The 23,044-nt window shown below is 66.1% G+C and carries 22 protein-coding genes, 1 tRNA gene and 1 riboswitch; of the genes, 13 read left to right on the top strand and 10 right to left on the bottom strand.

Annotated features, from left to right (window positions below):
* Positions 1–20: 20 nt before the first annotated feature.
* Together serC and ASD55_RS07475 are read right to left on the bottom strand one after the other, a co-directional pair.
* Positions 21–1,109 (bottom strand): 3-phosphoserine/phosphohydroxythreonine transaminase, encoded by a 1,089-nt coding sequence (serC, locus tag ASD55_RS07480; RefSeq protein ID WP_056765336.1) that lies wholly within the window; start codon positions 1,107–1,109, stop codon positions 21–23.
* A gap of 84 nt (positions 1,110–1,193) precedes the next feature.
* Entirely contained in the window at positions 1,194–1,961 is a 768-nt protein-coding gene (locus ASD55_RS07475) for an FHA domain-containing protein (RefSeq protein WP_056764879.1), read from the bottom strand.
* A gap of 91 nt (positions 1,962–2,052) precedes the next feature.
* Between ASD55_RS07475 and ASD55_RS07470 the strand changes: the two genes are divergently transcribed.
* Together ASD55_RS07470 and infA are read left to right on the top strand one after the other, a co-directional pair.
* On the top strand, positions 2,053–2,328 hold the full coding sequence (locus ASD55_RS07470) for a polyhydroxyalkanoic acid system family protein (protein ID WP_056764877.1): 276 nt from the start codon (positions 2,053–2,055) through the stop codon (positions 2,326–2,328).
* A 107-nt stretch (positions 2,329–2,435) separates the two neighbouring features.
* Positions 2,436–2,654, top strand: coding sequence for a translation initiation factor IF-1 (gene infA, locus ASD55_RS07465; RefSeq protein WP_007508585.1), 219 nt, complete (start codon positions 2,436–2,438; stop codon positions 2,652–2,654).
* A 107-nt stretch (positions 2,655–2,761) separates the two neighbouring features.
* Here the strand turns inward: infA and clpA are convergent, their stop codons facing one another.
* Both clpA and clpS read right to left on the bottom strand, forming a co-directional pair.
* The gene (gene clpA, locus ASD55_RS07460) at positions 2,762–5,032 is read right to left on the bottom strand and encodes an ATP-dependent Clp protease ATP-binding subunit ClpA (RefSeq protein WP_056717549.1); all 2,271 of its coding nucleotides are present in this window, start codon (positions 5,030–5,032) and stop codon (positions 2,762–2,764) included.
* Positions 5,033–5,098: 66 nt separating this feature from the next.
* Positions 5,099–5,425 carry an ATP-dependent Clp protease adapter ClpS gene (clpS, locus tag ASD55_RS07455; RefSeq protein ID WP_007808959.1) on the bottom strand — a complete coding sequence of 109 codons (327 nt, stop codon included), beginning with the start codon at positions 5,423–5,425 and terminating at the stop codon, positions 5,099–5,101.
* Between the two features lie 122 nt (positions 5,426–5,547).
* Between clpS and ASD55_RS07450 the strand changes: the two genes are divergently transcribed.
* The 3 genes from ASD55_RS07450 to hflD are packed head-to-tail and all read left to right on the top strand — an operon-like array spanning position 5,548 to position 7,806.
* Positions 5,548–6,033: an NUDIX hydrolase gene (locus tag ASD55_RS07450; RefSeq protein WP_056764876.1), complete on the top strand. Its 486-nt coding sequence runs from the start codon at positions 5,548–5,550 to the stop codon at positions 6,031–6,033.
* On the top strand, positions 6,030–7,172 hold the full coding sequence (mnmA, locus tag ASD55_RS07445) for a tRNA 2-thiouridine(34) synthase MnmA (protein WP_056764873.1): 1,143 nt from the start codon (positions 6,030–6,032) through the stop codon (positions 7,170–7,172). The genes ASD55_RS07450 and mnmA overlap by 4 nt, the downstream gene beginning before the upstream one ends.
* Positions 7,173–7,182: 10 nt before the next feature.
* Positions 7,183–7,806, top strand: a complete 624-nt coding sequence (hflD, locus tag ASD55_RS07440) for a high frequency lysogenization protein HflD (protein ID WP_056717552.1) — start codon at positions 7,183–7,185, stop codon at positions 7,804–7,806.
* 150 nt (positions 7,807–7,956) lie between these two features.
* On the opposite strand, the gene ASD55_RS07435 is transcribed toward hflD, so the two are convergent.
* A complete protein-coding gene (locus tag ASD55_RS07435; RefSeq protein ID WP_056764871.1) occupies positions 7,957–9,210 on the bottom strand; it encodes a porin in 1,254 nt (417 codons plus the stop codon).
* Between the two features lie 185 nt (positions 9,211–9,395).
* Here ASD55_RS07435 and rnt point away from each other — a divergent pair, with 185 nt between their 5' ends.
* From rnt to phoU, 6 genes are all read left to right on the top strand, one after another.
* Positions 9,396–10,055, top strand: coding sequence for a ribonuclease T (gene rnt, locus ASD55_RS07430; protein WP_056764869.1), 660 nt, complete (start codon positions 9,396–9,398; stop codon positions 10,053–10,055).
* Positions 10,056–10,219: 164 nt separating this feature from the next.
* Positions 10,220–11,254 carry a phosphate ABC transporter substrate-binding protein PstS gene (gene pstS / locus ASD55_RS07425; protein WP_056764868.1) on the top strand — a complete coding sequence of 345 codons (1,035 nt, stop codon included), beginning with the start codon at positions 10,220–10,222 and terminating at the stop codon, positions 11,252–11,254.
* An 86-nt stretch (positions 11,255–11,340) separates the two neighbouring features.
* Positions 11,341–12,348, top strand: a complete 1,008-nt coding sequence (gene pstC, locus ASD55_RS07420; protein ID WP_056764866.1) for a phosphate ABC transporter permease subunit PstC — start codon at positions 11,341–11,343, stop codon at positions 12,346–12,348.
* Entirely contained in the window at positions 12,348–13,214 is an 867-nt protein-coding gene (gene pstA / locus ASD55_RS07415) for a phosphate ABC transporter permease PstA (RefSeq protein WP_056717557.1), read from the top strand. Before pstC ends, pstA begins: the two co-directional genes overlap by 1 nt.
* Positions 13,207–14,016: a phosphate ABC transporter ATP-binding protein PstB gene (gene pstB, locus ASD55_RS07410; RefSeq protein ID WP_056764864.1), complete on the top strand. Its 810-nt coding sequence runs from the start codon at positions 13,207–13,209 to the stop codon at positions 14,014–14,016. The genes pstA and pstB overlap by 8 nt, the downstream gene beginning before the upstream one ends.
* Before the next feature lie 139 nt (positions 14,017–14,155).
* On the top strand, positions 14,156–14,878 hold the full coding sequence (gene phoU / locus ASD55_RS07405) for a phosphate signaling complex protein PhoU (RefSeq protein ID WP_056717559.1): 723 nt from the start codon (positions 14,156–14,158) through the stop codon (positions 14,876–14,878).
* Between the two features lie 17 nt (positions 14,879–14,895).
* On the opposite strand, the gene sugE is transcribed toward phoU, so the two are convergent.
* The 4 genes from sugE to rnr form a co-directional block, all read right to left on the bottom strand.
* Positions 14,896–15,213 (bottom strand): quaternary ammonium compound efflux SMR transporter SugE, encoded by a 318-nt coding sequence (gene sugE, locus ASD55_RS07400; protein WP_056717560.1) that lies wholly within the window; start codon positions 15,211–15,213, stop codon positions 14,896–14,898.
* Positions 15,214–15,289: 76 nt separating this feature from the next.
* Positions 15,290–15,559, bottom strand: a complete 270-nt coding sequence (locus tag ASD55_RS07395; RefSeq protein ID WP_056764863.1) for a hypothetical protein — start codon at positions 15,557–15,559, stop codon at positions 15,290–15,292.
* Positions 15,556–16,302 (bottom strand): 23S rRNA (guanosine(2251)-2'-O)-methyltransferase RlmB, encoded by a 747-nt coding sequence (gene rlmB / locus ASD55_RS07390; RefSeq protein WP_056717562.1) that lies wholly within the window; start codon positions 16,300–16,302, stop codon positions 15,556–15,558. The genes ASD55_RS07395 and rlmB overlap by 4 nt, the downstream gene beginning before the upstream one ends.
* Positions 16,299–18,857 carry a ribonuclease R gene (gene rnr / locus ASD55_RS07385; protein WP_056764861.1) on the bottom strand — a complete coding sequence of 853 codons (2,559 nt, stop codon included), beginning with the start codon at positions 18,855–18,857 and terminating at the stop codon, positions 16,299–16,301. The genes rlmB and rnr overlap by 4 nt, the downstream gene beginning before the upstream one ends.
* A gap of 258 nt (positions 18,858–19,115) precedes the next feature.
* On the opposite strand from rnr, the gene ASD55_RS07380 reads away from it, so the two are divergent.
* A tRNA-Leu gene (locus tag ASD55_RS07380) sits at positions 19,116–19,202 on the top strand.
* Positions 19,203–19,329: 127 nt separating this feature from the next.
* Here ASD55_RS07380 and ASD55_RS07375 read toward each other — a convergent pair.
* The gene (locus tag ASD55_RS07375) at positions 19,330–19,737 is read right to left on the bottom strand and encodes a VOC family protein (RefSeq protein WP_056764860.1); all 408 of its coding nucleotides are present in this window, start codon (positions 19,735–19,737) and stop codon (positions 19,330–19,332) included.
* Positions 19,738–19,947: 210 nt separating this feature from the next.
* Positions 19,948–20,045: riboswitch (glycine riboswitch) on the top strand.
* Positions 20,046–20,084: 39 nt separating this feature from the next.
* On the opposite strand from ASD55_RS07375, the gene gcvP reads away from it, so the two are divergent.
* Positions 20,085–23,006, top strand: a complete 2,922-nt coding sequence (gcvP, locus tag ASD55_RS07370; RefSeq protein ID WP_056764858.1) for an aminomethyl-transferring glycine dehydrogenase — start codon at positions 20,085–20,087, stop codon at positions 23,004–23,006.
* Positions 23,007–23,044 lie beyond the last annotated feature (38 nt).

Raw genomic sequence — 23,044 nt, 5'->3', positions numbered from 1 at the left:
AAAACGCCGTCTGCGCCTGCTCAACCGTGCCGGCGGGCAAAATCGCCCATGAATTCGACCAGCGCCTCGACGGCCGCCAGCGGCACCGCGTTGTACAGCGAGGCGCGCATGCCACCCAGCGCCTTGTGTCCCTTCAGCGCCAGCAGGCCGGCGGCGTCCGACTCCTGCAGGAACGCGGCATCCAGCGCCGTGTCATGCAGGTCGAAGCGGACGTTCATGCGCGAACGGGCAGCGGGATCGACCGGGTTGCGGTAATAGCCGTCCGAACCGTCGATGGCGCCGTACAGCAAGCCGGCCTTGGCCCGATTCAGGCCGGCCATCGCGGCGACGCCGCCCTGCTCCAGCAGCCACTGGAAGGTCAGTCCGGCCAGGTACCAGCCCCAGGTGTTCGGCGTGTTGAGCATGGAGTCGGCGGCAGCGTGTTCGGCGTAGCGGAAGATCCGCGCCATCGGCCGGCCCGCACGCTGCAGCAGGTCGCGACGGATGATCATCACCACCAGGCCGGACGGCCCGATGTTCTTCTGCGCGCCGGCGTAGATCAGCCCGAAACGGCTGACGTCGAGCGGTTCGGACAGGATGTTCGAGGACAGGTCGGCCACCAGCGGCACCGCCTCGCCGACATCGGGAACGTCATGGAATTCGACGCCGTGGATCGTCTCGTTCGGCGTGTAATGCACATAGGCGGCGCGCGGATCGAGCTGCCAGCTGTCGCGCGGCGGCAGCTTGAGATAGTCGTCCGCGGCGCTGCTGGCCGCCACATTCACCCGCACGTACGCACCGGCTTCGCTGGCGGCCTTGGCGCTCCAGTGTCCGCTGACGATGTAGTCGGCGCCGTCGTCCGGGCCGGCCAGGTTCATCGGGATCTGCGCGAAGTGCTGGGTCGCGCCGCCTTGCAGGAACAGCACGGCGTAATCGGCCGGGATCTGCATCAAGGTGCGCAGGTCGGCTTCGGCCTGGGCCGCCATCGCGATGAAGCGCTTGCCGCGGTGCGACTGCTCCATCACCGAGGCGCCACTGCCGTTCCAGTCCAGCAGTTCGCGCTGTGCGCGTTCGAGTACCGCCGGTGGCAAGGCCGCCGGACCGGCGCTGAAGTTCCAGACTCTGCTCACGTGCGCCTGCATCCCGTTGGAAGTGTGTCCGGCATTATGCCGCGGCGCAGCATGGCGCGGTCAACTGCCACGACGCAGGCAGGCTCAGAACCGGATCAGCAGGACCAGGGCGATGCCGAGAGCCAGCACGGCGGCGGTGACGATCAGCCACCAGACCTCGCTGGTCGGGCCCGCCGATTCTTCCGGCAGCGGCTGCGGCCACGATTCGGCCATCACGATCTCTGGCTCCGGTTCCATCCCCGGGCCGTCGATCACGAAGCGATGCATGGCCACGCCGATCTGGTCGCCGGGCAGCAAGGCCAGTTTCTGCACGGCCGTGCCATTGACCCGCAGCGGATGGCGCTCGCAGGCACGCAGGTTTTCCAGCCACAACTGGCCGCTTTCCCAGAAGATCCGCAGCACCACCACGTCGCCTTGTGGCAACTCCAGCGGGCAATGGCCTGGCGAGCCGAGTTCCAGCCCGCCTTCCAGCGACAGCACCCGGCCAGACAACGGGCCCGCGACGGCGCGCAAGGCCACCGTGCAACGCCCCTGCCCGGAAACCTGCGGCGAGGCGCGCCCCGCGGGGTCTTCGTCGGAACGCAGCAGCATGCGGCAGTCGCCGACGCTGATCACGTCGCCCGCGCGCAACAGGGCCTGCTCGCGCACCGGACGGGCGTTGACATGGATGCGATCCGCCGACGGCAGCACCTGCAACACCCAGCCGCGGCGATCCTGATGAATCCGCAGATGTTCGGGCGCCGCCTGGCCGGAGGCCAGCACGAGGTCGTTGTGGGCAGCGCTGCCGATCCGCAACAGCGCCTGCGTCCAGTGAAAGTCTTCACGGGCCGCATTGGGAAATTCGATACGCATGGATGAACCGGTCAAAGGACCGCGAAACTCTATCATGTGACCCCGTGCCTTAAGATTCGCCTGCAGACGCCACCCCATCCCCGGAATCCCCATGCCCAAGATCGACATCCGCCGTCCCCACCAGCTTTCGATCGCCGAAGCCCGTTCCGTGGTCGAACAGGTCGCCGCGCGCATGTACGAAAAGTTCGGCATGGAAGGCCGCTGGCAGGACGATACCCTGCTGTTCTCGCGCCCCGGCGTCACCGGCTCCATCGCGGTAGCCGGCGATGCGATCCAGGTCAAGGCGGAGCTGGGCCTGATGCTGGCCCCACTCAAGGGCATGGTCGAGCAGGAAATTCGGCGCAAACTGGACGAGCATTTCAGCTGATCCGCCCCGGCGTTCCGCCTGCTTGATGATTCTTTAACCAGCCGCCCTTTCGTGGCATAATCGTCGGCTTACGCGGCCATGACGGCTGCGCGTGAACCCCGGAACACATGGCCAAAGACGACGTCATCGAAATGGAAGGCACGGTCCAGGAGACCCTGCCCAACACCATGTTTCGCGTACAACTCGAGAATGGGCACGTCATCATCGCCCACATCTCCGGTCGCATGCGCAAGCACTACATCCGCATTCTCACGGGCGACAAGGTCAAGATCGAGATGACCCCGTACGACCTGAGCAAGGGACGCATCACCTACCGCATGAAGTAAAGCGGTCGTGCCACTGCCTTGATGCAGTGAACGCGTGATGAGGTGCCAGACATGACAAAGGCGGCGCAATGCGCCGCCTTTGCTTTGCCCGTCATTCGGGCTTTGGGCTACTCGACCACCGCCGGCACCTGCTCGGCCGCCTGGCAATCGACCTTCAGCTCGCCATCGGCGACGCTGAGCCGCACCACGCCGCCGTCGGCCAGCTTGCCGAACAGCAGCTCGTCGGCCAGCGCGCGCTTCACCTTTTCCTGGATCACACGCGCCATCGGGCGTGCACCCATCTGCGGATCGAAACCGTGCTCGGCCAGCCAGCGGCGGGCGTCGGCGTCCACGTCCAGGCTCACCCGCTTCTCGGTCAGCTGGCTTTCCAGTTCGATCAGGAACTTGTCCACCACGCGCAGGATGTGTTCGAAATCCAGCGCGCCGAACTGGATGATCGCGTCCAGCCGGTTGCGGAACTCCGGGGTGAAGATGCGGCGGATCACTTCCATCGCGTCCGATTCGTGCTTCTGCTCGACGAAGCCCATGCTGCGCCGTGCCGCGATCGCCGCGCCGGCGTTGGTGGTCATCACCACCACCACGTTCTTGAAGTTCGCCTCGCGGCCGTTGGTGTCGGTCAGCACGCCGCGGTCCATCACCTGCAACAGGATGTTGAACACGTCCGGGTGCGCCTTCTCGATCTCGTCCAGCAGCAACACCGCGTGCGGATGCTTGGTCACCGCCTCGGTCAGCAGGCCACCCTGGTCGAAACCGACGTAGCCCGGAGGCGCGCCCACCAGGCGCGACACCGAATGGCCTTCCATGTATTCGGACATGTCGAAGCGGATCATCTCGATGCCGAGCTGCATCGCCAACTGCTTGGTCACCTCGGTCTTGCCCACGCCGGTGGGGCCGGCCAGCAGGAAGCAGCCGATCGGCTTGGACGGATCGGCCAGGCCCGAACGGGCCATCTTGATCGATGCGGACAGCGCCTCGATCGCCTGGTCCTGGCCGAACACGACCATCTTCAAATTGCGCTCGAGGTTGCGCAGCACGTCGCGGTCAGAGGCGGACACCTGCTTGGCCGGAATGCGCGCCATCTTGGCCACGATGTATTCGACCTCGCTGACGTCCACCGTGCCGGTGCGCTGTTCCTCAGGCAGCAGCCGCTGGCGTGCGCCGGCCTCGTCGATCACGTCGATCGCCTTGTCCGGCAGCAGCCGATCGGGGATGTGCTTGACCGACAGGTCCACCGCCGCCTTCAGCGCCTCGTTGGTATAAGCGACGTGGTGATGTTCCTCGAAGCGCGAACGCAGGCCCTTGAGGATCTCGATGCTGTCGGCCACGGTGGGCTCGACCACGTCGATCTTCTGGAAGCGGCGGGCCAGCGCGCGGTCCTTCTCGAACACGCCGCGGTATTCCTGGAACGTGGTCGAACCGATGCAGCGCAGCTCGCCCGAAGCCAGCATCGGCTTGATCAGGTTCGAGGCGTCCATGGTGCCACCCGACGCCGAACCGGCGCCGATGATGGTGTGGATCTCGTCGATGAACAGGATCGCGCCCGGCTGCTTCTTCAGCTGCGCGATCACGCCCTTCAGGCGCTTCTCGAAATCGCCGCGGTACTTGGTGCCGGCCACCAGCGCGCCCAGGTCCAGCGACCAGATGGTGGCGTCTTCCAGCACCTCGGGCACTTCGCCGTCGACGATGCGCTTGGCCAGGCCCTCGGCCAGCGCGGTCTTGCCCACGCCGGCCTCGCCCACGTACAACGGGTTGTTCTTGCGCCGGCGGCACAGCACCTGGATGGTGCGCTCGATCTCGTCGGTACGGCCGATCAAAGGGTCGATCTTGCCTTCCAGCGCCAGCTCGTTGAGGTTGCTGGCGAACTCCTGCAGCGGATTGCCCTTCGGCTCGCCGCCCTCCTCGCCCTCGCGCTCGCCGCCGGCCACACCGGCAGCCGGCTCGTCGCCGATCTTGGCGATGCCGTGCGAGATGTAGTTGACCACGTCGAGCCGGGTGATCTCCTGCTGGTGCATGAAATACACCGCGTGCGAATCCTTTTCACCGAAGATCGCCACCAGCACGTTCGCACCGGTGACCTCCTTCCGCCCGGAGGATTGCACGTGGTAAACCGCCCGTTGCAGCACGCGCTGGAAGCCCAGCGTGGGTTGCGTGTCGCGCTCGTCGCCCGCCGGCAGCACCGGCACCGTTTCGCCGATGATGCGCTCCAGGTCGGCCGACAGGCGCGGCAGGTCCACGCCGCAGGCGCGCAGGGCGCCGAGCGCAGACTGGTTTTCGGTGAGGGCGAGCAACAGGTGCTCGACCGTCATGAACTCGTGGCGTTGTTCGCGGGCCTGCTTGTAGCAATGGCCGATGGTGACTTCCAGATCCTTGCTGAACATTCGGATCGTCTCCGCTTTGCAGTGGGAGCGGCCTTCAACGCCGCAATGAGCACGAAATGGGGTCGCTCAGAGCTTTTCCATAGTGCACAACAACGGGTGCTGATGGGAGCGTGAATATTCGTTGACGTGGGTAACCTTGGTTTCCGCCACCTCGCGGGTGAATACGCCGCAGACGCCACGCCCGCGGGTATGCACGTGCAGCATCACTTGCACCGCCTGTTCCTGGTCGAGGTTGAAAAAGCTGCGCAGCACCTCGACCACGAAATCCATCGGAGTGAAGTCGTCGTTCAGCAGCAGCACCTGGAACAGCGGGGGCCGCGCCACCTCGGGTTTCGCGGTTTCCAGCGCCAGGCCGCGGCCGCTGTCGTGCTCATGTTCGGGTTCGTGGGCCATGTTGGTCAGGGTCGTTTCTCTGGTTCGAAGTATACGCCGCGGCGGATGCGTCCCTGCCGCAACGGTGCGTCAGCAGAGGTGATGGCACAATGGGCACTTTTCCACCCCGGTATTGCCTGTCCATGGCCGATTCCTCCCCCAACTCCGATATCTGGCGTCCGCACGTCACCGTGGCCTGCGTGGTGGCCAGGGGCGAACGCTATCTGATGGTGGAGGAAGAAGTGGCCGGGCGATTGGTCTACAACCAGCCGGCCGGCCACCTGGACGACCACGAAAGCCTCGCCCAGGCCGCCCTGCGCGAAACCCTGGAGGAAACCGGCTGGACGGTGGAACTGCAGCACCTGATCGGCGTGCACCAGTGGCGCAGCACCGAGCATGGCGACGCGGTGGTCCGCTTCAGCTTCGCCGCTCGCGCGATCAGCCATGATCCCGACCGCCCGCTGGACAGCGACATCCGCCGCGCGCTGTGGCTGACCCGCGAGGAGATCGCCGCGCTGGGCGAGCGCCTGCGCAGCCCGATGATCCTGCAAAGCATCGACCTGTGGCTGGGCGGCCAGCGGCTGCCGCTGGACATCCTTGCCCACCTGCCCGAAGGCGAGCCGTCGTGAAGGTGATGCTGGGCATTTCCGGCGGCGTCGACTCGTCGGTGGCCGCCTTGCTGCTGCAGCAGGCCGGCTACGAGGTCGAGGGCCTGTTCATGCAGAACTGGGAAGAGGACGAACGCTCCGGCCCGTGCACCACCGACGCCGACCGCAAGGACGCCGTGGCGGTATGCGGGCGCCTTGGCATTCCGTTCCACGCGCGCAACTTCGCCGGCGAATACTGGGATGGCGTGTTCGAGCATTTCCTGGCCGAGTATCGCGCCGGGCGCACGCCGAACCCCGACGTGCTGTGCAATCGCGAGATCAAGTTCAAGACCTTTCTCGACGAAGCGCATGCGCTGGGCGCCGAGAAGATCGCCACCGGGCATTACGCCCGCGTCGACTGCGTGGACGGCCGTTACCGCCTGTTGCGTGCGGTGGACACGGCCAAGGACCAGAGCTATTTCCTGCATGCGCTGGGCCAGCAGCAACTGGCTGCCACGCTGTTCCCGCTGGGCGGGCTGCAGAAGCCCCGCGTGCGCGAACTGGCCCGCGAGGCCCACCTGCCCACCCACGCCAAGAAGGATTCCACCGGCATCTGCTTCATCGGCGAGCGCGATTTCCGCGGTTTCCTGTCGCAATACATACCGGCCCGCCCCGGCGAGATGCGCAGCCCCGACGGCGAGCTGATCGGCGAACACGACGGGGTGATGTATTACACCCTGGGCCAGCGCAACGGGCTGGGCATCGGCGGCCGCCATGGCGCCGCCAGCGAGCCCTGGTACGTGGTCGGCAAGGACGTGGCAGCGAACGTGCTGTATGTCGCCCAGGGCGGCGAGAACCGCTGGCTGCATTCGCGACGATTGCGCTCGGAGGCACCCACCTGGGTCGATGGCCACCCGCCCGCAGACGAGTTCCGCTGCACCGCTCGCACCCGTTATCGGCAGGCCGACCAGGCCTGCACGGTCAGCGTGACCGCCACCGGACTGGACATCCACTTCGACGACGCCCAGCGCGCCGTCACCCCCGGACAGTCGGTCGTCCTCTACGATGGCGAGGTCTGCCTCGGCGGCGCGGTGATCGCCGCCACCGACGCAGCCTACGGCGGCCTGCTGCCGGCTTTCGCCTCCCCTTCCCCTGCAAGAGTGGCTCCAACCCGTGCTTGAAACTTTTTCCATGACCGAAGAGCGTGTGCTTGCCCTGGCCGGCCTGTTTCAGGCCTGCGCGCTGGCCCAGCAACTGGCCAATGACGGGCGTTGCGACGAAGGCGCAATGGAAGCCAGCGTAGCCAGCGTGTTCCGCATCGATGCGCCCTCCGTGGTCGCCGTGTACGGCGACGCCGCGAACGTGCGGCTCGGCCTGCGCACGCTGATCGCGCAGCTCGACGAAACCGGCCGCGACATGGCGGTGACGCGCATGACCGTCACCGTGATGCGACTGGAGCGCAGCCTGGCCGCACGTCCGGACCTGCTGGAGAAACTGCAGCAGGGCATCATCGCCGCGCAGCGGCAGGTCGAGCACTTCGGCCAGGATTCCAGCCAGGTCAACAGCCGGCTGGCCGAGCTGTATGCCTCCACCCTGTCGATCCTCAACCCGCGGGTGATGGTCAGCGGCAACCCGCAACAGCTGCAGCTGCCCAGCGTGGTGGAAAAGGTCCGCACCAACCTGCTCGCCGCGATGCGTTCGGCGGTGCTGTGGCGGCAACTGGGCGGACGCCAGTGGCAGCTGCTGCTGTACCGGCGCCAGTGCAGCATGCTGGCGCGCGGCCTGCTGACCGGGGCCACGCTGGATCGGCGCTGACCGCAGGTTTTCGCTCGGCGGAAAAGCAAACGGCGGGCAAAGCCCGCCGTTTTCCTTCCCTGGGTGAAACTCCCTTGCGATAACCCTATGCGCTGTCCCGTGCGCTTCGCCGTCCGCAGGGCCGCAGTATGCCGCGGCCGTGTGACAGTTTTAGAACCGCACCTCGCCGAACACGCCGATCTCGTTGGTCTTCACGTTCTGCACGTGCAGCGGTGCCGGCGTACCCACCGACTTGTCCGCCTTCTCGTGCTTCCACACGCCAGCGAGCTTGAAGCCCTTGGTCACCTGGAACTCGACGCCGGCGTTGTAGTAGACATCCTTGTTGGCGCTGTCCAGGGTCTTGCTGAGCTTGGCATTGTCGTAACGGGCGAACAGGTTGACGCCATCGGCGATCGCCACGCTGCCCCACAGCGAGTAGCCGTCGGCCTTGTCCGTCGCCGTGGTCAGCACGTTGTTCCAGTTCCTGGCGGTGAAATACTCGGCGCCGAGACGGAACGCGTCGCTGGCGTAGGCCACCATCAGGTCGCCGCGCTGGGCGGTGTTCTGTGCATCGGTCAACTGGGTTTCCTGACCACGGTGGCCACTGTAGCCACCGACGGCCACGACCATGTTCTCGAACGGCACGAAGCCCACGCGACCCTCGACGTCCACGCCCTTGCTGCGGCCCGGGTTCTTGTAGCCGTTGCCGTTGACCACGGACACCGCGTAGTTGAGCGACTTCCCGGCACCGATCTCGCCGCCCAGGTGCAGGCCCCAGTCCGCCGAGTTGCCGTACTTCAGGCGGTCGGTCGTGGTGGGTTCCACGTAGCGGAAGCCGTAGTAATTCTCGACGAACGGAATCCACGGCATGTCGGCCGAACCGATGCGGAACACCGCCGCCTGGTCGAACTTGCCCTGCACGTACGCCTTCTTGACGAACAGATTGGTTTCGCCGTCACCGCTGACGTAGTTGAAGTCGGTGGTCAGGTTCATCGACCAGATGTCGTTGAACTTGTGGTCGACGCCGAGGTAGAAGCGCTTCACGTCGATGCCGAGGCCGGACGCATTGGTCTTGCCCGTATCGCTGTTCTTTTGATCGATGCTGGTGACATCGAAATACATTCTGCCGGACAGCGTGGTGTTGTTGACCGCCTTTTCCAGCGCCGCGAACTTCTTGTCGCTGGCGGCCGTCACGTTGGTCGCCTTCTCCACCGCCTGGCCGGTGCTGACATTGATCTCGGATTGCGCGTCGGTGCGCTGTTCCAGTTCGTCCACCTTGGCCTGCAACGCGCTCAACTGGGCCTTGAGGAGTTCGATTTCGCTGCCGCTGGGGGCCGGGGTCGTGTGCTGCGGCGCCGCGGCAGCCGTGTAGCTGCTGACGCCCAGGCCGGCGGCGATCGCTGCCGCAATCAATTTGGAACGCATGTCATTACTCCGAAAGTTGATGGGAAAATCTCGATCGCCCCCTCGATCCGATGGCCGGCTAGCGATTCGTTAACAAGTTTGCCCAGCGATTTTTACCGTTGAATGCCGCTTTCATGACACCACCATGACAGCCGCGCCTTGCTCCGCCGCCTCATGCCGCGCAGCACGACTGATATGCTTCGCCGATGGAAATCCCCAACAACAGCGCCGCGCCACGCATGGCCGAACGGTTCCGCGGCTTTCTGCCGGTAGTGGTCGACGTGGAAACCGGCGGCTTCGACGCCGAACATGATGCACTGCTCGAAATCGCCGCCGTGCCCCTGTGCATGGACGCAGACGGCTTCCTGCAACGGCAGCCTACGGTATCCACGCACGTCGAGCCCTTCCCCGGCGCCAACCTCGACCCGCGTTCGCTGGAGATCACCGGCATCGATCCGAGCAATCCGCTGCGCGGCGCACTGGCCGAGCGGCAGGCACTGGACCACATCTTCCACGTGGTGCGCGAAGCGGTGCGCGAGGCCGGCTGCCAGCGGGCGATCCTGGTCGGCCACAACGCCGCGTTCGACCTGGGCTTCCTCAACCAGGCGGTGAAACGCTGCGGACACAAGCGCAATCCGTTCCATCCGTTCAGCTGCTTCGACACGGTCAGCCTCGGCGGACTTGCCTATGGCCAGACTGTGCTGAGCAAGGCCGTGCTCGCCGCCGGTCATCCATTCGACAGCCGCGAAGCCCATTCCGCCGTCTACGACACCGAACGCACCGCCGACCTGTTCTGCAGCGTGGTCAACCGCTGGCGCCAGCTGGAGCTGTTCGAACAGGCGCATGTCGGGCTGGGCGTGGGCTGAGGCGAGAACGGGGAACGGCAGAGCATCGCCGCTGTCGCTTTCGGTCTCTGATCACCGTTCCCCACCCATGTCATCTTCCTGAAACATTCATTTCATCCAATGGCAACACGAAGAGCCTGAAATGGCGGGGTCGCATCCGACCTCACTCGATAGGAGCTACCGTCTTGACCATCCGCAACTTACCTGTCCGATTCGCCGCCGTCGCCACCCTAGCCGTGGCCTCGACTTTCGGCGCGGCCGCCGCGCAGGCCACCGACATCACCGGCGCCGGCTCCAGCTTCGTCTACCCGGTCATGTCCAAGTGGTCGGCTGCGTATGCCGAGAAGACCGGCAACCGCCTGAACTACCAGTCGGTCGGCTCCGGCGCCGGCATCGCGCAGATCAAGGAAGGCACCATCGACTTCGGCGCTTCCGACGCCCCGATGAAGGCGGAAGACCTGCAGAAGTACGGCCTGGGCCAGTTCCCGATCGTGGTCGGCGGCATCGTGCCGGTGGTCAACATCGCCGGCGTGCAGGCGGACCAGGTCAAGCTGGACGGCGCCACCCTGGCCGACATCTTCCTGGGCAAGATCACCAACTGGAACGACCCGAAGATCGCCGCGCTGAACGCCGGCCTGGCCCTGCCCGCCGGCAAGATCACCGTGGTGCATCGTTCGGACGGTTCGGGCACCTCGTTCAACTTCACCAACTACCTGTCCAAGGTCAGCAATGAATGGGCGACCAAGGTGAAGTTCGGCACGGCGGTTGAGTGGCCGACCGGCGTGGGCGGCAAGGGCAATGAAGGCGTATCGCAGTACGTGCGCCAGATCAAGGGCTCGATCGGCTACATCGAATACGCCTACGCGGTGAAGAACAAGCTCGCCTGGGTCGACCTGCAGAATGCCAGCGGCAACTTCATGAAGCCGAGCGCCGAGGCCTTCGCTGCTGCCGCCGCCACGGCCGACTGGGCCAGCGCCAAGGACTTCAACCTGATCATGACCAATGCACCGGGCGAACAGGCGTGGCCGATCACTGCCACCACCTGGATGATCATGTACAAGTCGCCGAAGAACGCCGGCAACAGCAAGGTCGCCTTCGACTTCTTCAAGTACGCTCTGGAGCATGGCCAGCCGGCGGCCAGCGAACTCGACTACGTGCCGCTGCCGACCGCGCTGGTCAGCAAGATCGAGGCGTATTGGGCTTCCGAATTCAAGCATTGATGGTTTGATCGAAGCCGTTCTCCTCTGGATCGAGTCCGGGGGAGAACGGTGTGGTGAGGTTCACGAGTTCATTCACAGAGTCCCGCATGACCACTGCCTCCACCACCGACATCCTGGAACAGCGCAGCCGCCGCGACGCCCGTCACGAGCGGCTGTTTCGCTGGCTGCTGAAGGGCTGCGCGCTGATCGTGCTGGCGGCCCTGCTCGGTGCCGCCGGCGCCACGCTGTGGGGTGGCCGCGAGGCGTTCGCCACGTTTGGCTGGCACTTCCTGATCAGCTCGGAATGGGACCCGGGCAACGACGTCTACGGTGCGCTGGTGCCGGTCTACGGCACCCTCGCCACCTCGTTCATCGCGTTGCTGATTGCCGTGCCGATCAGCTTCGGCATCGCCGTCTATCTGTCCGAAGTCGCGCCGACCTGGCTGCGCACGCCGGTCGCCTCGGCGATCGAACTTCTGGCCGGCATCCCCTCGATCATCTACGGCATGTGGGGGCTTTTCATCTTCGCCCCGTTCTTCGCCGAACACATCAAGCCGTGGCTGACCAACAACCTCGGCAACAAGCCCGAAGACGGCCAGCTGTCGTGGGTGGCCGAACACGTGCCCTTCGTGGGCAAGCTGTTCGGCAGCGACTATCCGTTCGGCGCCAGCATCCTGGTGGCCGGCATCGTGCTGGCGATCATGATCATCCCGTTCATCTCCTCGGTGATGCGCGAGGTGTTCCAGACCGTACCGACCCGGCTGAAGGAATCAGCCTATGCGCTGGGCTCCAGCACCTGGGAGGTGTCGTGGGACATCGTGCTGCCATACACCCGTTCGGCGGTGATCGGCGGCATCTTCCTCGGCCTCGGCCGCGCGCTGGGCGAAACCATGGCGGTGACCTTCGTGCTCGGCAACGCGATGCACCTGTCGGCGTCGCTGCTCGATCCGGGTACCTCGATCGCCTCGACCATCGCCAACCAGTTCAGTGAAGCGGCGGGCCTGCAGAAGTCCTCGCTGATGGCGCTGGCCTTCCTGCTGTTCGTGGTCACCTTCATCGTGCTGCTGATCGCGCGATTGATGTTGCGACGGCTGGCCAGCAAGGAGGGGCGCTGATGAACACCTTGTACCTGCGCCGCCGCATCGCCAACGCGCTGGCGATGGCGCTGAGCCTGCTGGCCACCCTGGTCGGCCTGGCCTTCCTGGCATGGATCCTGTGGGAAACCCTGCGCCAGGGCATCAGCGCGCTGGACCTGAAACTGTTCACGAAGATCACCGCCTATGGCGAGGACGGCGGCCTGCTGAACTCGATGGTCGGCAGCCTGGTGATCAACTTCATCGGCATCGGCATCGCCACGCCGATCGGCGTGCTGGCCGGCACGTGGCTGGCCGAGTACGCGAACCGCACCAAGCTGGGCGAGTCGATCCGCTTCCTCAACGACATCCTGCTGTCGGCGCCGTCGATCGTGATGGGCCTGTTCGTCTACACCATCATCGTGCTGCCCAGCACCGCCCTCACCCACGGCTCGACCACGTTCTCCGGCTTTGCCGGCGGCGTGGCGCTGGCGCTGATCGCGCTGCCGGTGATCGTGCGCACCACCGATGAGATGCTGCGACTGGTGCCCTCCACCCTGCGCGAGGCGGCGCTTTCGCTGGGCGTACCGCAGTGGAAGCTGACCTTGCAGATCCTGATCCGCGCCGCCCGCTCGGGCATCATCACCGGCGTGCTGCTGGCGCTGGCGCGGATCAGCGGCGAGACCGCGCCGCTGCTGTTCACCGCGTTCGGCAACAACTACATGGCGGTCAATCCGCTGGAGAAGATGTCCAGCCTGCCGCAGATCATCTACCAGTACGCCAACGACCCGGGCGACGCCATGCATGCCCTGGCCTGGGCCGGCGCGTTCGTGATCACCATGTTCGTGCTGCTGCTGAGCCTGGCCTCGCGCCTGATTCTTTCCCGCACCAAGGTGTCCCATGACTGATTCCGCCCTCGCCACGAACCCGGCGCCGGTGGCGCCCGCAGCGACGGCGGCGCCCAAGATCACCGTGCGCGACCTGCACTTCTACTACAACGGTTTCCATGCGCTGAAAGGCATCAACATGGATATCCCGGAAAAACAGGTCACCGCGATCATCGGCCCGTCCGGCTGTGGCAAGTCCACCCTGCTGCGCATCTTCAACCGCATCTACGCGATCTATCCGAAGCTGGAGGCGAAGGGCGAGATCCGGCTGGACGGCGACAACATCCTCGACCCGCGCTATTCGATGAACCGCCTGCGCAGCAAGGTCGGCATGGTGTTCCAGAAGCCGGTGCCGTTCCCGATGACGATCTTCGAGAACGTGGCCTACGGCATCCGCCACCACGAGAAACTGTCGCGCAAGGACATGGAAGGCCGGGTCGAACAGGCCCTGCGCAATGCCGCGCTGTGGGACGAGGTGAAGGACAAGCTCAAGCAGAACGCGCTCGGCCTCTCCGGTGGCCAGCAGCAGCGTTTGTGCATCGCCCGCGCGATCGCGCTGAAGCCCGAGGTGCTGTTGCTGGACGAACCCACCTCGGCGCTGGACCCGATCGCCACCGGCCGCATCGAACAACTGGTGGAAGAACTGAAAAGCCAGTTCACCATCGTCATCGTCACCCACAACATGCAGCAGGCCGCGCGCGTTTCCGACCAGACCGCCTTCATGTACCTGGGCGAACTGATCGAGTTCGACCGCACCGAAAAGATCTTCACCAAGCCTGGCAAGAAGCAGACCGAGGATTACATCACCGGGCGGTTTGGCTGAGAGCCGGGATCCATCGCGGCGTCATTCCCGCGCACGCGGGAATCCACCTTGACCCGGCTCTTTCGCACCAAAGCGACATGGATTCCCGCTTGCGCGGGAATGGCGGCTCAAAAGGCTGATTGAACATTTCGAGGCAACCATGAACACCGGCACCGACCACATCATCAAGAGTTACGACAGCGAACTGACCCGGCTCACCGGTGAGATCGTGCGCATGGGCGAGCTGTCGGTGACCCAGCTTGAAGCGGCCATCGACGTGCTGGAGCGCCGCGACGAGCGCGCCGCCCAGCGGGTGGTCGGCAACGACGAGGCGATCGACCAGCTGGAGCAGGAAATCGGCCACGACGTGGTGCGGCTGCTGGCGCTGCGGGCCCCGATGGCCGGCGACCTGCGCAACGTGTATGCCGCTCTGCGGATTGCGTCGGACATCGAGCGCATCGGCGATTACGCGGCCAACGTGGCGAAGCGCTCGATTCCGCTGTCGATGGTGGCGCCGGTCGCCCCGGTCCACGGCCTGAACCACCTGGCCAGGCTGGCCGCCGAGGAAGTACGCGAGGTGCTGGCCGCCTACCGCGACCGCGATGTCGAACGCGCCTACCAGGTGTGGAAGAACGACGTGGTGCTGGACGAGGCCTATACCGGCTACTTCCGCCAGTTGCTGACCTACATGATGGAAGACCCGCGCAACATCACGCCGTGCACCCATCTGCTGTTCATGGCCAAGAACATCGAGCGCATCGGCGACCACGCCACCAACATCGCCGAGAACATCTGGTTCCAGGTCACCGGCGAACCGCTGGACAAGCAGCGCAGCAAGCGCGACCTCACCTCGAACCCCGAGATCACCAAGCTGGGCGAGTAGGCGTTTGCCTGCTCCTGCTAGCTCGCGGTGAGCTTGAGGCCGACGATGCCGACCAGAATCAGCGCGACGCACAGCAGCCGCGGCAGCGTGGCCGGATCGCCGAACAGCACGATGCCCAGCGCCACCGCACCGACCGCGCCGATACCGGTCCAGATCGCGTAGGCCGTGCCGATCGGCAGCGTTTTCACCGCCATCGCCAGCAACACGATGCTCACCGCCATCGCCGCCAGCGTGCCCACCGTGGGCCACAGCCGGGTGAAGCCTTCGGTGTACTTGAGGCCGATGGCCCAGACCACTTCGAACAGGCCGGCCAGCAGCAGATAGATCCACGCCATGTGGTGTTCCTCTGTGTGTGGCAGGGCCGTCCCCGCGATGGAAAAGTGCGCAGGGTCGTCCCTGCGCACGCCGCCGCTACGGCAGCCCGCGCGTCTCGCGTCGACGATTGATGCCGCGCACGATGCCGTAGCTGCCGATCAGCAACCAGGCCACCTGCATGATGAATGCCGACAGGTTGAAGCTACCGAAGCCCAACGACAGCATCACGCCGATCGCACCCAGCACATTCATCAGCTGGTAGACCAGCCCGCTGCCCTGCAGCTTGCGCTCCTGCAGCAGGAAAAACGCCAGCAGCACCAGCGCCACGCCGAGGTAACCGGCCCAGTCGTACCAGAAGAAACTCATCGCTTCGCGCTCCGCTGACGCAACGCCTCGAACAGCACCACGCCGGTGGCGACGGAGACGTTGAGGCTTTCCATCGTGCCCGGCATCGGGATCTTCGCCACGAAATCGCACAGCTCACGGGTCAGCCGGCGAATACCCTCGCCTTCACTGCCCAGCACCAGCGCCACCGGCCCCTTGAAGTCGACGCCGTAAATGGTGGTGTCGGTGTCGCCGGCCAAGCCGGTGATCCACACGCCGGCGTCCTTCAGTTCACGCAACGTGCGTGCCAGGTTGGTCACCGCGATCAGCGGCACCCGGTCGGCACCGCCAGCCGAGGCCCGGCGCACCACCGGTGTCAGCCCGACCGCGCGATCCTTCGGCACGATCACCGCGGTGACCTTGGCGGCCGCCGCACTCCGCAGGCAGGCACCGAGGTTGTGCGGGTCGGTGACACCGTCCAGCACCAGCACCAGGGCATCGCTGCCGTCGCGCTCCAGCAGGCCGGCCAGGTCGTTCTCGTGCGCCGCGGGCGCGGCTTCATAACGTGCCGCCACGCCCTGGTGGCGCGCTTCGCCGGCATGCTTGTCCAGCTCGTCCCGCGGCCGATGCAGCACCGGGATGTTCAACTTCTTCGCACGTTCGGCCAGCTCCAGCACGCGTGCGTTGCGCTGGCCATTCTCCACCAGCACCTCGCGCACCCGCTCGGCGTCGTTGCTCAACGCACCTTCGACCGGGTTGATCCCGACGATCCAGCTCTCGCTCATGGCTTGCCTTTCGGTTTGGGTCGACGCCGCGGAGCCTTCTTCGCGGTGGGCGCGGCCGCCGGAGCGTGGCCACGCTTGGGCGAAGCCTCCTTGCGCGGACCACGGGAGGAGGACGCATCAGCCTTGCGGGCTGGACGCTGCGCACCGCGCGACGATGACGACGAACGCGGCGGCGGATTATCGCTCACCGCCGCCTTGCGTGGAGCCGGTGTTGGCGCAGGCGCGGCAACTTCAACTTCCTTGCGCCCGAACGCGCGACCGATCGCCTTCGCGGCGCGGCCGAACATGCCCGGCGCCTTGGCGGTTGCCGCCGCCTTCTTCGGCAGTGAATAGCGCTCGCCGCTGGCTGCATAGTCGTACGCCTTGCCACTGCCGGTCGGCGGCGTGGCCGGGGTACGCGGTGACACCAGCCGGAAGTCGATCTTGCGGTCCTCCAGGCTGGCGCGCAGTACCTGGATGCGCACGTGGTCACCGAGGCGGAACTGCGCGCCGGTGCGCTCGCCCTTGAGCAGCTTACGCGTCGCATCGAAGTGGTAGTAGTCGTTGGCGAGCTGGCTGATGTGCACCAGGCCGGACACCTTCGACTCGTCCAGCTCCACGAACAGGCCGAACGAGGTGACGCCGGTGACCACGCCGTCGAACTCGCTGCCGATGTGCTTTTCCATCCACGCGCACTTGAAGCGCTCGTCGACGTCGCGCTCGGCTTCCTCGGCGCGGCGTTCGCGCTGCGAGCAGTGGATCGCCATCGCCGCCATGTCGCTGGGGCTGTAGGTGTAGTCGGCCGGCTTGCGGCCGGTCAGCGCATAGCGGATCGCCCGATGCACCAGCAGGTCCGGATAGCGGCGGATCGGCGAGGTGAAGTGCGCGTAGGCGGTGAGCGCCAGGCCGAAGTGGCCGCGGTTGTCGGGCTGGTACGCGGCCATGCTCTGCGAGCGCAGCAACACGTTCTGGATCAGTTCGCGCTCGGGGCGATCGTGCACCATGCGCAGGATCTCGGCGAAATCCGCCGGGGTCACTTCGTCGACCGGCGGCATGCGCAGCTTGAACTCGCGCAGGAACTGCTGCAGGTCTTCGTACTTCTCCGCCGGCGGCGGCTCGTGGGCGCGGAACAGCGCGGGGACTTTCTTCTTCTCCAGGAACAGCGCCGCCTGCACGTTGGCGGCGATCATGCATTCCTCGATCAGCTTGTGCGCGTCGTTGCGCTCGGTGGCGCCCATCGACTCGACGCTGCCGGTCTGGTCGAGGCGGAACTTCACTTCCGGCGTCTCGAAGTCGATCGCGCCGCGCCGCTTGCGCTGGCCGGCCATCGCCTTGTACAGCGCGTGCAGGTTTTCCAGCTGCGGCAGCACGTCGGCCACTTCGTGGCGGGCGTCCTTGTCGCGCAGGCCGACCGCTTCCCACACCTTGTCGTAGGTGAGCCGCGCGTGCGACAGCATCACCGCGTCGTAAAACTTCGACTTGGTGACGTTGCCCTCGGCATCGACCAGCATGTCGCAGACCATGCACAGCCGTTCGACGTTCGGGTTCAACGAGCAGATGCCATTGGACAGCGTCTCCGGCAGCATCGGCACCACGAAACCGGGGAAATAGGTCGAGGTGCTGCGTTCGTAGGCCTCGCGATCCAGCGCGTTGCCGACCTGCACGTAGTGCGACACGTCGGCGATCGCCACGATCAGCCGCCAGCCACCGCCACGCTTCGGCTCGGCATACACGGCGTCGTCGAAGTCGCGTGCGTCGGCGCCGTCGATGGTCACCAGCGGCAGCTTGCGGATGTCGGTGCGCCCCTCGCGCTCGGCGGCGGTCACCACCGCTTCCACCTGGGCCGCGTCGCGCAGCACTTCGGCCGGCCATTCGTGCGGTAGGTCGTGGCTGGCGATCGCCATCTCCACCACCAGCGAGGGCTGCAGGCGTTCGCCCAGCACGGCGCGGATCTCGCCCACCGGACCGCGCTGGGCGGTGGGCGGCGCGGTGATCTCGACCACCACGATCTGGCCCGACTTCGCGCCCTGCTCCGTGCCCGGCTTGATCATCACGTCGTGATTGAGGCGGCGGTCGTCGGGCGTCACCAGGGTCACGCCGTCATCGATCACCACCCGGCCGACCAGTCGCGGCGAACGCCGCTCCAGCACTTCGGCGATCGCGCCCTGCTTGCGGCCGCGGCGGTCGATGCCGACCACGCTGGCCAGCACGCGGTCGCCATGCATCACTGCGCGCATCTGCTGCGGCGACAGGTACAGGTCTTCGCCGCCCTCGTCCGGGCGCAGGAAGCCATAGCCTTCGGCATTGGCCAGCACGCGGCCGGCGATCAGGTCCAGCTTCTGGGTCGGCGCGTAGCCGCCACGGCGGCCAAGCAGCATCTGGCCATCGCGCACCATCGCGCCGAGGCGCTTGCGCAGGGCTTCGAGATCGGTTTCTTCGTGGATGCCGAGCGCTTCGGCAATGCGCGCTTCGGTCAGCAGTTCGCCGCGTTCTTCAAGCAGGGCGAGGATCGCCTCGCGGCTGGGGATCGGGCGCGCATAACGCTGCGCCTCGCGATCGGCATGGGGATCACGCACGGCGCCTGCGGCGGCCCGGGTGCGCTTGTCCGGCGTGGATGCAGCGCGCGGTGTCCGCTTGGCGGATTTCTTCGCGGGATGCGAGTCCTGGGGATGGCCGGACTTGGGGGGAGTTTTTCTGGTCACTCAGTATCCTTGTGATGTTTGCGCCGCGGAGAATGCCACGTCGCGAGAGATGGTTGTGAAAAAGTGTTGACAAGCCGTCGGCAGATGCCTAAATTACGCGGCTCACGCAGCTCGCTGAGCAACGTGACACCTGCCCAGGTGGCGGAATTGGTAGACGCACTAGCTTCAGGTGCTAGCGGGGGCAACTCCGTGGAGGTTCGAGTCCTCTCCTGGGCACCAATTGTAAACGAAGGCCCGCAGCGATGCGGGCCTTCGTCTTTTCCGGGTTTGATTAAAGTCAGGAAGGCCACCCGACAAGGCGGCCTTCGTCTTTCCGGATTTGATTGAAAGTCGGGACGGGCGCTCTTCAGCCCACTGCCGGCCCCTTCAACTCGACCATGTTTCCCTGCGGGTCGTACAGATAAATCGACGGACCCTCGCCCTGCGCGCCGTAACGCGAGCCCAGTTCGCCGATGCGCACGCCGTGCGAATTCAGGTGGGCCAGGATCGCCGCCTCGTCGTAATCCTCCACGCGCAGGCACAGGTGATCCATGTTGTGGCCTTGCGCGCCCGGCGCGGCGCCGCCGTGGCGACCCAGCTTGCCGTCGATGGCGACCAGGTCGATCAGCGAACGGCCGGCGCGCAGTTGCACCAGGCCGATCTCGTCCTGCCGACGTTCCTCGCGGCAGCCAAGCACGTCGCAGTAGAAACGCTGCATGGCGTCGCTGTCGGTGACACGCAACACCACGTGGTCGATGTCGGCGATCCGAATCATGCGCACTCCCGGTCGATGAGGCAGCCGAGCATAACCCAGGGCGGTCCGGCAGCTCCCTGAGCCGGGCGCCGGCCGGCCGCGACAGCCCCCGTTCCCCCTGTATAATCGCCGCGGTAAACGCATGGTGGGAGAAGCGGCCCGTCCCTCGCAGGACACGGCCGCTGCCGAAGACGCAACGCCCGTAATCGCTCAGGCCCCCATACCACCATGCGTGAACACTCTGGAGAGAGCGGCTGAAGCCGCCGCCGAAGGGGCACGAAACGCCGCCGCGTTTCCAAACTCTCAGGCAAAAGGACAGAGGGGCGCCCCGCGTGCGGCACGACACGCCAGTCTTCGGATGCCCAGCCATGAGCCACAACCCCACTTCCCTGCGTGACCTCGAAAACCACGGCGCCTTCATCGACCGCCACATCGGCCCGGATGACGCCGAGATCGCGCAGATGCTGCGCGTGGTCGGCCACGATTCGCTGGAGTCGATGACCGACGCCATCGTGCCCGCCTCGATCAAGTCCGCCGCGCCGCTGGCCTTGCCCACGGCGATCACCGAAGAAGACGCGCTGGCCAAGATCCGCGCGATCGCCGATCACAACCAGGTGTTCCGCAGCTTCATCGGCCAGGGCTATTACGGCACGCTGACGCCCAACGTCATCCTGCGCAACATCCTGGAAAACCCGGCCTGGTACACCGCGTACACGCCGTACCAGGCGGAGATCTCGCAGGGTCGCATGGAGGCGCTGATCAACTTCCAGACGATGTGTGCCGACCTCACCGGGATGGAGATCGCCAACGCCTCGCTGCTGGACGAAGCCACCGCCGCGGCCGAGGCGATGACCCTGGCCAAGCGCTCGAGCAAGAACAAGGGCAACGCCATCGTGGTGTTCGGCGACGCCCACCCGCAGACCATCGAGGTGATGCGCACCCGCGCCGAGCCGCTGGGCCTGACGATCACCCTGGCCGACTCCGCCGAGGCCTGGGATGCCGCGATCGCCGCGGACGACTACTTCGCGGCGCTGATCCAGTACCCGGCCAGCAGCGGCTGGCTGCTGGACTGGAGCGAGGAAGTGGCGAAGATCCACGCCAAGGGCGCGCTGGCCATCTTCGCCACCGACCTGCTGGCGCTGACCCTGTTGAAGTCGCCGGGCGAAATGGGCGCCGACATCGTGATCGGCAACACCCAGCGCTTCGGCGTGCCGTTCGGATTCGGCGGCCCGCACGCCGCCTTCATGGCCTGCCGCGATGCGTACAAGCGCTCGATGCCGGGCCGCCTGATCGGCGTCTCCATCGATGCCGAGGGCAACAAGGCCTATCGCCTCACCTTGCAGACGCGCGAACAGCACATCCGCCGCGAGAAGGCCACCAGCAACATCTGCACCGCCCAAGTGCTGCTCGCCGTGATGGCCTCGATGTACGCCGTCTACCACGGCCCCAAGGGTCTCACCCGCATCGCCTCCCGCGTGACGCGGCTCACCGCGATCCTCAAGGCCGGCCTGCAGCAGCTCGGCTTCACCGCCAGCCACCACGACAGCGCGTTCGACACGATCAGCCTGAAGACCGGCGATCGCACCGACGCCATCGCCGCCCGCGCGGTGGCGCTGGGCGCCAACCTGCGCAAGGCCTGGGGCGAATACCTGTGCATCTCGCTGGACGAGACCACCACCCGCGCCGACATCGAGCTGCTGTGGCGCATCTTCGGCGGCGATGACGCGCAGTTGCCGAGCATCGACGCGCTGGACGCCAGCGCGCCGTCGCTGATCCCGCAGGCGCTGCAGCGCACCTCGCCGTTCCTCACCCACCCGGTGTTCAACACCCATCACAGCGAGCACGAACTGCTGCGCTACCTGCGCGCGCTGGCCGACAAGGACCTGGCGATGGATCGCACGATGATCCCGTTGGGCTCGTGCACGATGAAGCTCAACGCCACCGCCGAGATGATCCCGGTCACCTGGCCGGAATTCGCCAACATCCATCCGTTCGCGCCCGCCGCGCAGACCCAGGGTTACCAGGAACTGATCGCCGGTCTGGAAGCGCAACTGGTGGAGATCACCGGCTACGACGCGGTGAGTCTGCAGCCGAACTCCGGCGCCCAGGGCGAATACGCGGGCCTGCTGGCGATTCGTGCGTATCACCAGTCGCGCGGCGAAGGCCATCGCGACATCTGCCTGATCCCCGAATCCGCCCACGGCACCAACCCGGCCTCGGCCCACCTGTGCGGCATGAAGGTGGTGGTCACCAAGTGCGACGCGAACGGCAACGTGGACCTGGAAGACATCCGCGCGCAGGCCGCGAAGCACTCGGCCAACCTCGCCGCGATCATGCTGACCTACCCGTCCACCCACGGCGTGTTCGAGGAAGACGTGGTCGCCATCTGCGACATCGTCCACCAGCACGGCGGACAGGTGTACACCGACGGCGCCAACATGAACGCGCTGGTCGGCGTGGCCAAGCCCGGCAAGTGGGGCTCGGACGTCAGCCACCTCAACCTGCACAAGACCTTCTGCATCCCGCACGGCGGCGGCGGCCCGGGCGTGGGCCCGTGCGCGGTGCGTTCGCACTTGGCGCCGTTCCTGCCGGGCGCGCTGGGCAACGACGGCGCGCGCACCCAGGGCACCGGCAACGGCGCGATGGTCAGCGCCGCCACCTTCGGCAGCGCGTCGATCCTGCCGATCAGCTGGATGTACATCACCCTGATGGGCCAGCAAGGCCTGCGCAAGGCCACCCAGGTGGCCCTGCTCAATGCCAACTATGTGGCGAAGCGGCTGGCGCCGCACTACCCCACCCTGTACACCGGCCGCAACGGCCTGGTCGCGCATGAGTGCATCCTCGACCTGCGCCCGCTGAAGGACGCGACCGGCATCGGCGCCGAGGACGTGGCCAAGCGGCTGATCGACTTCGGCTTCCACGCGCCCACGCTGAGCTTCCCGGTCTCCGGCACCTTGATGGTGGAACCGACCGAAAGCGAATCGCGGGTCGAGCTGGACCGCTTCATCGATGCGATGATCCAGATCCGCGACGAGATCCGCGCCGTCGAGGAAGGCAAGCTGGACCGCGAGGACAACCCGCTCACCAACGCGCCGCACACCGCCACCATGGTCAGCGCCAGCGAGTGGACCCACGCCTACCCGCGCGAACTGGCCGCCTTCCCGCTGGCCAGCCTGAAGCTGCAGAAATACTGGCCGCCGGTGGCCCGCGTCGACAACGTTTACGGCGACAAGAACATCATGTGTTCGTGCATCCCGGTGGATGCGTACCGGGAAGACGTCGAAGCTTAACCATCGGTCGATCGTCCGATGCGAAGGCCCCGCCACGG

Origin of the sequence: Rhodanobacter sp. Root561, assembly GCF_001427365.1 — a bacterium.
Taxonomy (GTDB): Bacteria; Pseudomonadota; Gammaproteobacteria; order Xanthomonadales; family Rhodanobacteraceae; genus Rhodanobacter.
This window is presented reverse-complemented; position numbering and strand designations above follow the sequence as displayed.